This is a genomic window from Nocardia sp. CA-135398 (assembly GCF_050955845.1).
Lineage (GTDB): Bacteria > Actinomycetota > Actinomycetes > Mycobacteriales > Mycobacteriaceae > Nocardia.
The window spans coordinates 3,781,323-3,794,583 of sequence record NZ_CP192084.1 but is presented as its reverse complement, the minus strand read 5'-3'; the positions used below and the strand labels follow the sequence as shown (position 1 = coordinate 3,794,583).

Here is a 13,261-nt window from a genome sequence, read left to right as displayed (position 1 = left end):
ACTCCCATCTCATCGTTTCTCCCCCTGGAGCGCTCTATGTCCGCTACCACCACTCCGCCACCGGATGAAGTCGAACTCTCCGTCGACACCGGCAGGCTGGAGAACGCTTCGCGACTTCGCATCTACGCGGTACTCGCGCTCATCGTGCTGATGACCGAGGTCGTCCCCGTGCAGTACACGATGATCACCCCGGCACTACACGAGATGAGCGCCACCTTCCCCGACGTCGGGGCCAACATCAACTGGGTGGTCATCTTGATCGGCCTGGTCGGTGCCTCCGCGACACCGCTGCTCGGCAAGATGAGCGACATCTGGGGCAAGAAGCTGCTTTTCGTGGCATGCGGCGTGCTGTTCGTCGTCGGCTCGTTGATCGACGCGGTCACAAGCAACTGGACGTTGTTCCTGATCGGGCGTGGTCTGCAGGCGTTCGCCGTTGCCAGCCAGTTCATTGCCTTCGGCCTGATCCGGGATCTGATGCCGCGACGGTTCGTGGCGACCGCGCTCGGCTTCGTCGGCGCCGGGATCGGTATTGCCGCCGCGATAGCGCCGGTAATCGGCGGTGCCATGCTCGACCACTTCTCCTGGCGGTCGTTGTTCTGGAGCCTGGGCGGTTTCACCGCGGTAATGACGCTGCTCGTCGTGCTCGTGGTTCCGGAATCGAAGCTGCGGGTTCGCGATCGGATCGATCCCATCGGCGCGGTGCTGCTGTCCGTCGGCACCCTGCTGGTTCTGCTCTACCTGGACAATGGTCAGAGCTGGGGCTGGGGCCGAGCGACCAGCATCGCCTGGCTGGTCGGCGGACTCGTGCTACTGGCTCTGTTCTTCGTGGTGGAGACCCGAGTGAGCCGCCCGATAATCGACATGCGACTGCTGTTGAACCCCAAGGTCAGCATGGTGTTGCTGATGTCCTTCTTCGGTGTCGGCATCATCGCGATACAGCCGTTGACGCTGGCGTATATGACCCAGACCCCGAATGCCGACGGGCTGCGTGACCAGGTCGCCCAGGGTGTCGTGGCCAAAGCCCATGAGATGACCGGAGCCACCCTGCCGGTCGACATGGTGAAGGTGGTCCTCGATCCCAGCTACAGCTACGGCAACGGCTTCACCATGCTGCAGTACGCGCTGCACGTCGGACTCTGGGCCGGGCTCGTCGCCGTCATCGCCGGTCCCGTCGGCGGGTGGCTGGCGCACCGATACGGCGCCCGCATACCGGCGATCGCGGGCTTCGCCGTCAACGTGGTCGCGGGCCTGGGCTACATTCTGGTCGACTACAGCTGGGCCACCTATTCGGTGTTCTACGCGCTGTCCGGGATCGGGTTCGGCTTCTTCTACGCCGCCGTGGCCAATCTCGTCGTCGACGCGGTACCGCAGGAACAGCAAGGCATCAGTACCGGCATGCTCGGTGTCACCATCAACCTCGGCACGGCGGTCTCCCTCGCCGTGGTCACCGCCTTGCTCAACAACAACCCGATCAAGGCGAACATCGACGTCATGGGCAACCACGCCGTCCAGCCGATACCGCAGGTGTTCGCCGACAGCGGCTACACCCAGACCTTCTGGCTCGCACTGGGCACCGCTGTGATCGCACTGGTCCTAGCCGTGATCCTGCGGCACGGCCGAGCAGCGGCGCGTGGCGGCGCCGACCACCCCGAATAAGCCACTTCCGCAACACAATCCCCCGCCGACGGCCGTCACCCATCGTGCCCACGTCATGTCGGCGGGCCTGACCTCCCGCGGATGTCGTCAACCCTGCACCCCCCGACATCCGCGGGAGGTCCCTCGACCCCCGCGCGAAATGCACTGCCACGGGACGTGATTCCTCGCGCCGAAGTCCCGCAGGATCGCCGCAGAAGTTCCTCGAGCCCCGCCCGCGGAATCCAATACCGCGCGTGCTGTTATTCGGTGCGCTGAAGTCCCGCAGGATCGCCGCGGGAGTTCCCCGAAACCAGTCCGCGAAATCCACTGCCGTGGGCCGGTATTCCTTCCCCCTCCACATCCCGCGGAATTCGCTGCGGGAGATCCGCCGAAATCCGCGCGCGAAATCCACTGTCGCGCGGATCGGTATTCCTTGCTCTCAACATCCCCGCGGGATCCGATCCCCGCGGTTTGGAGGTCGATCAATCTATGTCCGCATTCACGCGCCGGTCGTTTCTCGGTGGCACCGCCGGTGCCGCAATCGCCTTGGCGGGTACCGGAATTGCCGCCGGTAGCAGCGGCTTCGCGCCAAAGATGAGGACGGTCCCGCTCGTTCGCGAAGACCATCGGGTCATCGTGATCGGCACCGGATTCGGCGGCGGCGTCACCGCGCTGCGGCTAGCCCAGGCCGGAGTTCCGGTGTTGATGTTGGAGCGCGGATTGCGCTGGCCGACAGGTCCGAACGCGGAGACGTTCCCGCATGCCACCTCTCCGGACAAGCGCATTCTCTGGTACGAGTCCGCGCCGGAGTTGTTCGGCAAGCCGGTGGCGTTCGAGCCCTATGCCGGACTGCTCGAGACGGTATCGGGCGACAATATGACAGCGCTGTGCGCCGCCGGTGTCGGCGGCGGATCGCTTGTGTACCAAGGCATGTCGCTGCAACCCTCGCAGGCGGCATTCGCCACGCAGTTCCCGGATGGCCTGGATTGGCCGACGATGAACCGGGTGCACTATCCGCGCGTCGCACAGATGTTGCAGCTCGCGGTCGCCCCTGACGAACTGATCGCCAGTCCGAACTATCAGGCGGTCCGGGTCTTCGAACAGCACGTACGCAAGGCCGGTTTGCCGGTGTCGAAGATTCCGATGCCGATCGACTGGAATTACGCGCTCGCCGAACTCCGTGGCGAGATGAAGCCGTCCTACACCAACGGCGACGGTGCGCTCGGCGTCAACAACGGCGGAAAACACTCCGTCGACGTCACCTATATCGCCGCGGCGGAGGCCACCGGTCGGGTGCAGGTCGAAATACTGCACCACGTCAAAGATGTCGAACGGGCCAAGGACGGACGGTGGACCGTCTACGTCGACCGGACCGACTCCGCAGGCACGGTGCTGGAGAACAAGATCCTCACCGCGGGCACGCTGGTCATGGCCGCCGGAAGCCTCAATACAACCAAACTGCTTGTGCGAGCGAAAGCGAAGGGAAGTATCCCGGATCTGCCGGACGGCCTCGGCACCGGTTGGGGCACTAATGCCGACCGCATCTACACCTGGACCTGCCTGGACAGTGATCTCGGCTACCCGCAGGGCGGACCTGTCGTCTACGGCAGCCTGAACTGGGATGATCCCACGAAAGCGGCCACGGTCATCCAGGCATCGATTCCGCCCGCGGGGATAGATGCGCGAACCACCATGCTGGTCGGCTACGGCGTCAGCAATGCCCGCGGACGCTTCGTCTACGACTCGGGCAAGGACGAGGCCGTGCTGCGCTGGCCCAAGGAGGGGGACGCGGTCATCCAGAACGGCACCATCGGTCCACTGGTTCAGAAGATCGCCGGTCCCGCAGGCATTCTCGTCGATACGAACCTGGCGGCCCCCTCCACCTGGCATCCGCTCGGCGGTGCGAATATGGGCCCGGTATGCGACCTGGAGGGCCGCGTACACGAGCAGCGCGGACTCTATGTTCTCGACGGTGCCCTGATCCCCGGCAATAGCGCGGCCTGCAACCCATCGATGACCATCGCCGCCGTCGCCGAACGCGCACTCGACCACATCGTTGCGCAAGACGTCGGTTCGATCATCTGATCGACGCTGCTGGTCAGCACCCCCGCCAAGACGGTGGGCGCTTTCCGGGAAAGTCACCGAGCGGCTGGGTCAGCGAGGACCTGGCTGATCGAGGGGCTCCAGAAGGCTGGCTGCAATTCCAGTCAGGAATTGATGACCGCGTGCGCCGACAAGACCTGGACCGGGTTCAGAGCGTCAGCACCAGTGCTGAGCCCATGCCGCCGCCCGCGCACATGGCCGCGACCGCAGTACCGCCGCCGCGGCGGTGCAACTCGTGGGCCAGGGTGACCACCATTCGAGTGCCGGTGGTCGCGATCGGGTGCCCGAGGCTGCAACCGCTGCCGAATGGATTGACCCGCTCGGGATTCAGGCCCAACTCCCGCACGGCCGCCACCGTCACCGATGCGAAGGCCTCGTTGATCTCGAACAGATCGACATCGCCGATGCCGATCCCGGCCCGGTCCAATGCCTTTCGGATCGCGTCGATCGGCGCCAGGCCGGTCCGCACCGGATCGACGCCGACACTCGCCCACGACCGAACCGTGGCCAGTGGTGCGAGCCGATGTTCGGCTGCCAGTTCGGAGCTGGCGACGACCACGGCGGCCGCGCCGTCGTTCAATCCACTGGAATTACCGGCGGTAATGGAGAAACCCTCGATCTCCGGGTGCAGCGGCTTCAGCGCCGCGAGTTTCGCCATGCTGGTGCCGCGGCGCGGATGTTCGTCTACGTCGAAGACCGCCACGCCGCCATCTCGATCGGTGACCTTGACCGGGACGATCTCATCGAGGAACTGCCCGGCGTCGATCGCCCGGATGGCCCGCTCATGCGACCCGAGCGCCCAGGCATCCATCTCTTCCCTGGACACCCCCGCCAGCCGCGCGGTATTCCAACCGACGAGCATCGCCATATCGTTATTGGGGGCCTCGGGCGTCGACACATGCGAGGGCGAACTCCACGGGTCTTGCCAGTCGTCGGTGCCCGGAATCCGCCGCCGCGAGACGGGAGCCGTCGAAAATGACTGTGTCCCACCGGCGATCACCGCACGATCCATCCCGGCCAGCACGCTCCCGGCCGCGGTCGCCACGCTGGCCAATCCGGAGGCGCAGTGCCGGTTGTGCGCCAAACCGGGGACATGCGTGAGTCCGGCCTCGATCGCGGCATACCTGGCGATATCGCCGCCACCGGCGATGGATTCGCCGAGCACGACATCATCGATCAGCTCGGGCGGCAGGCCGCTGCGTTGCGCCGCCTCCCGGACAACCACGGTGGCGAGATCGAAGGCGCTGGTATCGCGCAGGGTGCCCTTGCGGGCGGTACCGATGGCGGTACGGCAGGCGGAGAGCAAAACGGCATCAGTCATATAATTCGTTGTACTCTATTACCGCCTCATCTGAAAGATGCGAGGCGAAATGCGTGGTGGATCTCGACTAGAGATGCAAAAAAGGATACCTTGGCAATGACATTTATGTCTTCGGCCTTGGGTGGTGACTGATGAACTTCGAGCTCAGCGACGAGCAGACGATGTTGTGCGCCGCCTCGCGCGACCTGCTGTCGGACCGAGCGCCGATCGAGGCGTTACGCACCTGGATGGAGCGCGACGAAGACGTCGACCCGGAGCTGTGGCAGCTGACCGCGGAGCTCGGCTGGCCCGGCCTTGCCCTGCCCGAGGAGTACGGCGGCGCGGGTCAGGGTCTGGTCGAGCTGACACTCGTCGCCGAAGAGATCGGGCGCGGGCTCGGACGCGGACCGTTCGTATCGACTGCCATCGTCGGCGCCGCGATCGCCGCCGCGGGCCCACCCGCATTGCAGGCCGAGGTGCTGCCCGCACTCGCCGAGGGATCCGGTTGGGCCACTTGGGCTTTCGCGGAACCGCGGGCGCCGTGGACCCTGGACGGGATACATACCGAAGCCCGGAGCGACGGGGATGGGTTCGTCCTGGACGGGGTCAAGACCGCGGTACAGGATGCGGGCGGTGCCCGCTGGCTGCTGGTCACCGCGCGGCATGAAGGCGTTCCGACATCATTTCTCGTCGACCGAAACAGTCCCGGAGTCACCGTGCGACGTCAGAAGGTGCTGGATCTGACGCGCGCGTTCTACGAAGTCCGGCTCGAGCAAGTGCGCGTCCGGGCCCAGCACCACCTCGGGGTCGGCCCAACCGAGGTGCAATGGCTGCTCGATTACGCCTCGATACTGCGCTGCGCCGACGCACTCGGGGCGATGGCGCGCATGCTGGAACTCACTGTCGAATACACCGAGGCCCGGGTGCAGTTCGGGCGGCCGATCGGCACCTTCCAGGCCGTCAAGCACGCCTGCGCCGATATGGCGATGTTCGTCCACGGCGCTCGCGCGGCAACTTACTACGCGGCGATGGCCGCCGAAGCCGATGACGCCACGCGCTCGGCCTGCGTCGCCGCCTCCTACACCTGCTCCGCCGCCGGGGAGGTCACGGCCCGCGCCCTGCAATTGCACGGTGGCATCGGGTTCACCTGGGAGCACGACCTGCATCTCTACCTGCGCCGAGCCGAGACCGACGCCGTCCTCCAAGGCGGCGTCACCATCCATCGCGACCGGCTGTGCACCCTGCTGCAACAGTCTCCGGCATCTGTCTGAGCGAGAAGGAAATTCATGGAAATCAAAGGTAAGAAGGCCGTCGTATTCGGCGGTGCCTCCGGCATGGGCCGGGCCAGTGCCGAATTGCTCGCGGCGCGCGGCGCCGATGTCGCGGTGCTCGACCGCCCCGGTACGGCAGGCGCGGACGTCGCCGCCGCGCTCGGCGCTAGTTTCCATCCCGTCGATATCACCGACTTCGCCGCGACCGAGCAGGCACTCGCCGATGCGGTGGAGTCCCTTGGCGGACTGCATGTCTCGATTACCACCGCGGGCGGCGGCAAGGTCAAGCGCACACTCGGCAAGGACGGTCCACACGACCTCGAGACCTTCCGTCAGGTGCTCGACCTCAATGCCGTCGCGACCTTCAATATCAGCAGGCTCGCCGCGGCGCATATGAGCGGCAACGAACCGGAGGATCCGGAGGACACCGGCGAACGCGGCGTCATCATCAACACCTCCTCGGTCGCGGCCTTCGAAGGTCAGATCGGTCAGGTCGCCTACACCGCCGCCAAGGCCGCCATCGCGGGCATGTGCCTGACCATGGCCCGTGATCTCGGATCCCTCGGCATCCGTGTGCTCGCCATCGCCCCCAGCCTTTTCGACACCGGTGCGACGGTCAAAATCCCGGACGAGACGCGGGCACAGTTGGTCAAGGACGCCGCCTTCCCCAAGCGTCTCGGTCGTCCGCAGGAGTACGCCAAACTCGCCCTCGCCATCATCGACAACCCCATGCTGAACGGCCAGTGCCTGCGGCTGGACGCGGGCCAGCGGTTCGCGCCGAAGTGATCTCACCGGTGAAACACTCCGTCTGACAGCAGGGCTGCCGGTTTCATGCAACCCGCACGAAACCGGCAGCGTCGACAAACTATGCGGTCGCGGGCTCGGCCTCGACGGCATCCTTTTCGGCGAGTTCGGCTTCCTCACCCTTGATCGCCTTCAGCAGTACCAGCGGCGTGGCGACCTTCCAGACGAGGTAGGCGAGCGCCGGAATGCCTTGGGCCAGAATTCCGTTCCACGCGAACGGGCCGGTCTTGGTCAGGAAGACGAAGGCGCCCGAGATGAACAGAACACCCAGGACCATGCTCAGGTGCGCGTACCAACGCGGGAAAACCGGCTTGGATCGCTGGTCGAGATAGGAAGCGAACGCGATCGACCAGACCTGCAGGGCGAAAATGCAGGCGTTGCCCACATACATCAGCCAGAAGATGTCGGTCATCGCGGACAGGACATCGGGGGAATGGCTTTCGGCCCGGTATGCGGCCGCGGCCAGAATCGCCAAGGGGTAGAAGAAACCGGTCGGCGCGACGACGCCGGTGGTCAGCTGGACCATCGAGAGCCAGCCCCAGCCGCCTTCGACCCGCTTCATCTGCATGCTGGTCACGACCACATACGGATATTCGAACGGCACGGTCAGCACCGCGATGGACGCGCAGAGCAGAATTCCGTGCTGATGCTCGACCAGGAAGTCGCGAACCTCATTCGCGGTCATCGTCGGACTCATGGGCGAGAGCAAGTCGCCGATTCCGTAAGCGACCATCAGCGATATGAGGACCAGGAATCCGCTCCACGCCGACCAGCGTTGCAATCTGAAATAGACCGACTTTTTCATCTACGGATCTCCTTCGATCTGTTCACTCGTCGCGAGCAATTCCGTCCCGAGGACGAAAGCTCCACCAGTGTGATGACCCGCACATTCGACCAGCGGCGAACTTCCGCAGAGCGGGACGGCCGAACCGCGGCACCGGCATGCTCGACACCTGTTCCCGTTCAGCGGCAGCCGCGTGCGAAACCGAGGTGTTCCGGCTGGAGTACACGGTGCTCGGGGCAAGGGGCCAACGATGTAGCCGAGGCGATACGCGGGCTGCTGCGGACCTGGCCGAGCGCGCGGCTCGTTCGGTTTGTACGTCGATGAATTTGCTGGCCTGAACAGACGGCGACCCCAATGGCCTGCCCTGCCATTGGGGTCGTCGAATTGCGCACTGCTACAGCGGCATCAGGCGATTACCACCCGACTAGCCGATCGAGTACCAGCGGCGCGCTGGCGAGATAGTCGCCGTACCCGCCGCGGAAGAACAGCAGCGGGGTCCGCACCGACTCCACCCGAAGTTCGTGCACCTGCCCGACGACCAGGACGTGGTCACCGATCTCGACGATCTGTGCAATGGTGCAGTCGACCCACGCGACGACCCCGTTCAATACGGGATTGCCCAACGCGGACCGCTGCCATGTCACGCCCTCGAAGCGGTCGCCGCCCCTAGCCGCCATCCGCCGCGACAGGTGTTCCTGGTTGCCCGCCAACGCATTTGCGCAGAACCGTCCGGTCTCGCGGATGCGTTGGAGGGTCGTGGAAGACGTGTCCACCAGGAACGACACCAAGGGCGGATCGAGCGAGGCGGAGGTGAACGTCCCGACGATGAACCCGTGTGGGCGCTGATCGTCGTCGAGTGTGGTGATCGCGACCACGCTCGTGGGGAAATGGCCGAGCACATTACGGAAGTGGCGCGCATTGATCGCCACTACCGTCTCCTGCGGCGATCGGATCTCGCTCATATCCAGCCTCCCTCCTCCGCTCGGGTCAGACCATCACGATCATCGACGGCGGCAGCTCGAGCCCCATCTTGGCCAGGGAATTCGCGTGATAGGCCGTGCCGGGGACGTGGATCATGTGCTGCAGTGCCATATGCGCGTCGCGCCAGTACCGCTGGATCGGGTTACTCCGCCGACCGGCATTTCCACCAGAGCGCGCGAAGATCTCGTCCAACGCCGAAACCGCCCGCCAGGCACAGCGGACCTGATTGCGCCGGATATCCAACCGGTCCTCGAGTGTGATCGGCTGCCCGGCCTCCAGCTGGTCGTACAGCCGACTGACGCCGTTGATCAACTGAATCCGCGAGGCCTCGATCTCCGAAGCCGCCTCGCCCGCGGCGTAGAGCGTGTACGGATCGTCGCGCACCTGGACACCGGTAACGGCGACCCGGTCGCGCTGTTGGGCCAGGTGCACGGCCAGTCCGCCCTCGCAGATTCCGATGACCGCGGCGGTCAGCCCGAGCGGAAACATGGTGGTGAAGGGCAGCTTGTACACAGGGTCGGTGAGACCGCGCTTCTCGGCCGCCGCACCCTGCATGATCTCGTCCTGGACGATCACCCGGTAGTCGGGCAGGAACGCCCCCTCGATCACGACGTCCTTACTCCCGGTGCCGCACAGGCCGACCACGTCCCAGGAATCGTCGATGATCTTGTAGTCCGCGCGGGGAACGACCACATGCAGCACGGTCGGCGGTCCGGCGGGCTTGCCGGTGCCGTCCCCGAGCAATGCGCCGAGGAAGACCCAGTCGCTGTGGTCGGTGCCCGAGGAGAACGGCCAGCGCCCAGTGAGCCGGTAACCGCCCTCGACCGGATCGGCGACGCCCATCGGCATATAGGGCGAGGCGATCCAGGTGTCCGGGTTCTCGCCCCAAACCTCCTGTGGCAGACGGGGATCCATCTGCGCCATCTCCCACGGATGGACGCCGACGACGCCGCACACCCACCCGGCGGCGGGGTCGTGCTGCGCGACCGCCATCACCGCTTCGGCGAAGTCGCGCGGGTGCGCTTCATAACCACCGAACTCCTTGGGCTGCAGCAGCCGGATCACCCCGGCCGAGCGCAGCAGTTCGGCGGTCTTATCGCTCAGCTTGCCGAGCTTCTCGTTCTCCTCGGCGAGTGCGGCCAGTTCCGGCCCCAGCTCCTCGACACGTTGAACTACTTCGTGTGCCACGACGCACACCTCCTACTTACTGGGAAACTACAGGTGCCGCCGCGACGGCCACCGAAAGTGCCGATCTGGCGAGGGGATTGGCTCATTGTGATTCCTTGGTCCATTCGGTCACCACGGACTTTCCGCTCACTGGAAACACGCATGACGCGTCGGCGTCGGGCGGACTATGCGGCCGACGGTTTGCGGGTGAGAAATTCGATCGCGACCCGCTCGAAATCGGACTTGCGCTCGATCTGCACCCAGTGCCCGCAGCGGGCGAAGGTGTGCAGTTCGACATCGGGCAGCCAGCGGTTCGCGAAGTGCGCCTGGTCGTAGGGCAACATCCGGTCGTCGCGACCCCACAGCATGAGCGTCGGAGTCGTGATGGTGGCGGCCTTGGTCCACAACGGCGTATACGTCTGACGCAACTTCGGATCGAACATCGAACCGAAGATCGCCTTCATCCGGTCGAGCACGCCCTCGGCGGTGGCATTGCGCATACGTTCGTCGATGAGTTCGTCGGTGATCATCGCGGGATTGAACACCATCGCCTTGATCCAGGCGATCATGCGGTCGCGGGTGGGATCGCCGAGGAATTCGAACAATCGCTGAAAGCCCTCGCTGGGGTCGGTCTGGAAGATGCCGACCGAAAGTCCGCCCGAGCCCATGATGGCCATCCGGCGCACCCGTTCGGGATGGAGCGCGGCCAATTCCGCCACCACCGCTCCGCCCATGGAGTTGCCGAGGAACACCGCGGAATCGATGCCGAGGTGATCCATCAGCCGCGCGGTCCACTTCGCCGCGGCCACCGGGTAGATCTCGTCGAGTTCGGGCAGCGCGCTATCGCCGAAGCCCGGCAGATCGGGCGCGATCACCCGGAACTGCTCGCCGAAGACCGGCAGATTGTGCTGAAAGTTCGACCAGGCGCTGACACCGGGCCCCGAACCGTGCAACAGAATCAGCGGCTCGCCCTCCCCCACCTCGTGGTAGTTGACGGTGAGCCCCTCGACATCGGCTGTACGCTGGGTCATTTCAGACCCGCCGATGGTGAGGTGGTGAGGAATCCGGCGCCCGGGCCGACGTCGAGGACATCGCCATACCACGTCTGGCCGTACATCAGCTCAGGCATCTTCCACTCGAGCGCCTGCCAGTCCGGATCCATGATCAGATACCCGCCGGAGTAGAGCTCGACGCGATGACCGGACCCGGGATCATGGATGTAGAGGTACATCGCCTGACCGATGCCGTGCTTGCCAGGACCATGCCCGAAGTCGATCTCGAGGTCGCGGATCTCGTCCGCGGCCCGCAGGATGTCGTGGTAGTTCTCGATATTGAAGGCGATGTGGTGGAACCGTGCCTTCGCGTCCTCGGCGTTCACACCGATCGCGATATCGTGCACCTGCGGGGTCACCGACAGCCAGGACGCGAGGATGGTCTCCGGGAACTGCGGAATCATCGCGAACTCACGGCGCTTGAAGCCCAGCGCTTCGCGCAGCCACTGCTCGGACTGGTTCACCGTGCTCGCGCTGGTCTGCACATTGAGATGGTCGAGGCGGCGCACGCCGAAACCGCGGCGGCGGGAACTGTTGCTGAGCAGCTTCGAGCGCAATTCCGGTGGGGCAACCGGCTTTTCGATGTCGTAGTAGAGCTCGAAGGGATGCTCACTGCCCGGCACCAGGAAGCGGATCGCGGTGCCGCGGCCGAGTTCGTGCCCGGCGGGCAGCTCGATCGACTCGATCTCCTGCTGCTCGAGCTGCTTGTGGAAGAGCTCGACGTCCTGCGGGCGCTGGACCCGGAAGCTGTAGGTGTTCACCGTGGCCTCGGCCTGCTGGGTCAGCACGAGCGAGTGGTGGGTGAGCTCCTGGTAGCCGCGCAGGTAGGCCACGCCGTCGTCGGTCCGCGCGACGACCTCCATGCCGAGCAGATCGCGGAAGAACCCCAGCGAACGCTCCAGGTCCGTCGTGCCGAGATTGATGCCACCGGCATGGGCGATCCGCGGGCCGGGATCGTAGTCGTGGGAAAGAGTCATGCGGGCTCCTTGAAATCGGTTGACGGCCAGGAACGCTAATTCGCGTTGCGCCCGCCACCAGAGAATTTCCGCCCACCGGAAGTCGCGCGGTCCCGCCGGGGAGACGGGGGACTGCTTCCGCACCGCGGAGACCGATCCCGGCCGGAATGGCGCAGGCTCCACACTCGGGAGGTCCACGCCCCGGGTGACCAAATCAGTGGGCGCACGAGATCGCGGTCCGAAAGCAAGGAGATAGTTATGCCCGCTGACGAGGAAACCTACGATGTCGTGGTCGTCGGGCCCGCACCATGGGTGCAGGGCCGCTGAATTCCGTTATTCTGCTTGCGCTTTCGGCCGCCAGCTGACGGCGAGCAGAACCGCCGCGCCGCCGACGCCACCGATTGCCGCGATGGCCAATCCCAGACCGCCATCGAGGGTCGTATCGATGCCGAGCGCGCGATCGAGCGAGGCCTTGCCCGGCCCGATGGCCGCGATACAGGCGGCCACCACAGCGAGTATCAGCACGTACTCGTAGCCGTCCTTGAAGACGAAGAAGCCGTTCTTGCGATGCGCGATGACCGCGGCCACGGCCATACTGCCGACAATGAACGCCGCCGCAGGCGCGGTGAGCAGTCCGGCCGCGAAGGCGATTCCGGCCGCCAACTCCCCCGCACCGCTCAATGTCGCGTGAACGCGGGGCGGCCGCAGCCCCATCGAGGCGAACCAGCCCGCCGTACCGGCCACACCACCCGGGCCGAACAGATGGTTATAGCCGTGCGCTGCCATGGTCAGCCCGACCACCAGTCGGAGTACCAGGATCGCGGCATCGATCATCGTCATGCGAAAAGAGACTCCTCATTGTCGATCCGGCTACGAGGTCCACAGCCGCGCGCAGGGCAGCGGGAGCAGCCCGTCGTCGAGCTCGGAATCAATGTCGACATCGACGCCCAATCCCCGCACGGCCGCCGCGAAACACTCGGCGGCCTGTCTGGCCGCGCGGTACTGGAGCGTCGGGTGTCCGTGAAAATGCACTCTGATACAGCACTCGTCACCGCACGGGCGAGACCGTCGCAGCGATATCGGGTGCCAGTCAGGTTGGCATTCGATCGCCGTCGGTGAACTGTGTCGAGCCATTGCCTTGCCCTCGCCGTGCAACACATCGATGTGTCCACTCCTCGCACCGAGATGCCGGGCGAATGAGCGACAGC

General features: G+C 65.3%; 11 protein-coding genes. 4 read left to right on the top strand and 7 right to left on the bottom strand.

Features of this window, described 5'->3' with window-relative positions; genetic code table 11:
• Positions 1 to 36: 36 nt before the first annotated feature.
• Positions 37 to 1,656, top strand: a complete 1,620-nt coding sequence (locus ACQP1T_RS16710; protein ID WP_433761319.1) for an MFS transporter — start codon at positions 37 to 39, stop codon at positions 1,654 to 1,656.
• Between the two features lie 468 nt (positions 1,657 to 2,124).
• Positions 2,125 to 3,720 (top strand): GMC oxidoreductase, encoded by a 1,596-nt coding sequence (locus tag ACQP1T_RS16705; protein ID WP_433761318.1) that lies wholly within the window; start codon positions 2,125 to 2,127, stop codon positions 3,718 to 3,720.
• Positions 3,721 to 3,886: 166 nt separating this feature from the next.
• Here the strand turns inward: ACQP1T_RS16705 and ACQP1T_RS16700 are convergent, their stop codons facing one another.
• Complete coding sequence (locus ACQP1T_RS16700) at positions 3,887 to 5,059, bottom strand: thiolase family protein (protein ID WP_433761316.1); 1,173 nt, start codon at positions 5,057 to 5,059, stop codon at positions 3,887 to 3,889.
• 131 nt (positions 5,060 to 5,190) lie between these two features.
• Between ACQP1T_RS16700 and ACQP1T_RS16695 the strand changes: the two genes are divergently transcribed.
• Positions 5,191 to 6,309, top strand: a complete 1,119-nt coding sequence (locus tag ACQP1T_RS16695) for an acyl-CoA dehydrogenase family protein (RefSeq protein ID WP_433761315.1) — start codon at positions 5,191 to 5,193, stop codon at positions 6,307 to 6,309.
• Positions 6,310 to 6,324: 15 nt separating this feature from the next.
• Positions 6,325 to 7,095, top strand: coding sequence for an SDR family NAD(P)-dependent oxidoreductase (locus ACQP1T_RS16690; protein WP_433761313.1), 771 nt, complete (start codon positions 6,325 to 6,327; stop codon positions 7,093 to 7,095).
• A gap of 79 nt (positions 7,096 to 7,174) precedes the next feature.
• Here ACQP1T_RS16690 and ACQP1T_RS16685 read toward each other — a convergent pair whose 3' ends face one another.
• The 6 genes from ACQP1T_RS16685 to ACQP1T_RS16660 all read right to left on the bottom strand — a co-directional run bounded on the left by ACQP1T_RS16685 (position 7,175) and on the right by ACQP1T_RS16660 (position 12,893).
• Entirely contained in the window at positions 7,175 to 7,918 is a 744-nt protein-coding gene (locus tag ACQP1T_RS16685) for a hypothetical protein (RefSeq protein WP_433761312.1), read from the bottom strand.
• A gap of 392 nt (positions 7,919 to 8,310) precedes the next feature.
• Positions 8,311 to 8,859 carry a flavin reductase family protein gene (locus ACQP1T_RS16680; protein ID WP_433761310.1) on the bottom strand — a complete coding sequence of 183 codons (549 nt, stop codon included), beginning with the start codon at positions 8,857 to 8,859 and terminating at the stop codon, positions 8,311 to 8,313.
• Between the two features lie 25 nt (positions 8,860 to 8,884).
• Positions 8,885 to 10,066, bottom strand: coding sequence for a hydroxylase (locus ACQP1T_RS16675; RefSeq protein WP_433761308.1), 1,182 nt, complete (start codon positions 10,064 to 10,066; stop codon positions 8,885 to 8,887).
• A 164-nt stretch (positions 10,067 to 10,230) separates the two neighbouring features.
• Entirely contained in the window at positions 10,231 to 11,076 is an 846-nt protein-coding gene (locus ACQP1T_RS16670) for an alpha/beta fold hydrolase (protein ID WP_433761307.1), read from the bottom strand.
• Positions 11,073 to 12,074, bottom strand: a complete 1,002-nt coding sequence (locus tag ACQP1T_RS16665) for a VOC family protein (protein ID WP_433761305.1) — start codon at positions 12,072 to 12,074, stop codon at positions 11,073 to 11,075. The genes ACQP1T_RS16670 and ACQP1T_RS16665 overlap by 4 nt, the downstream gene beginning before the upstream one ends.
• 312 nt (positions 12,075 to 12,386) lie before the next feature.
• Positions 12,387 to 12,893 carry a DoxX family protein gene (locus ACQP1T_RS16660; protein WP_433761303.1) on the bottom strand — a complete coding sequence of 169 codons (507 nt, stop codon included), beginning with the start codon at positions 12,891 to 12,893 and terminating at the stop codon, positions 12,387 to 12,389.
• Positions 12,894 to 13,261: the final 368 nt, after the last annotated feature.

Excerpts from the sequence above, each read along its gene's own strand:
- ACQP1T_RS16710 (WP_433761319.1), top strand. The coding sequence starts at position 37 with ATGTCCGCTACCACCACTCCGCCACCGGATGAAGTCGAACTCTCCGTC.
- ACQP1T_RS16705 (WP_433761318.1), top strand. The coding sequence starts at position 2,125 with ATGTCCGCATTCACGCGCCGGTCGTTTCTCGGTGGCACCGCCGGTGCC.
- ACQP1T_RS16700 (WP_433761316.1), bottom strand. The coding sequence starts at position 5,059 with ATGACTGATGCCGTTTTGCTCTCCGCCTGCCGTACCGCCATCGGTACC.
- ACQP1T_RS16695 (WP_433761315.1), top strand. The coding sequence starts at position 5,191 with ATGAACTTCGAGCTCAGCGACGAGCAGACGATGTTGTGCGCCGCCTCG.
- ACQP1T_RS16690 (WP_433761313.1), top strand. The coding sequence starts at position 6,325 with ATGGAAATCAAAGGTAAGAAGGCCGTCGTATTCGGCGGTGCCTCCGGC.
- ACQP1T_RS16685 (WP_433761312.1), bottom strand. The coding sequence starts at position 7,918 with ATGAAAAAGTCGGTCTATTTCAGATTGCAACGCTGGTCGGCGTGGAGC.
- ACQP1T_RS16680 (WP_433761310.1), bottom strand. The coding sequence starts at position 8,859 with ATGAGCGAGATCCGATCGCCGCAGGAGACGGTAGTGGCGATCAATGCG.
- ACQP1T_RS16670 (WP_433761307.1), bottom strand. The coding sequence starts at position 11,076 with ATGACCCAGCGTACAGCCGATGTCGAGGGGCTCACCGTCAACTACCAC.
- ACQP1T_RS16665 (WP_433761305.1), bottom strand. The coding sequence starts at position 12,074 with ATGACTCTTTCCCACGACTACGATCCCGGCCCGCGGATCGCCCATGCC.
- ACQP1T_RS16660 (WP_433761303.1), bottom strand. The coding sequence starts at position 12,893 with ATGACGATGATCGATGCCGCGATCCTGGTACTCCGACTGGTGGTCGGG.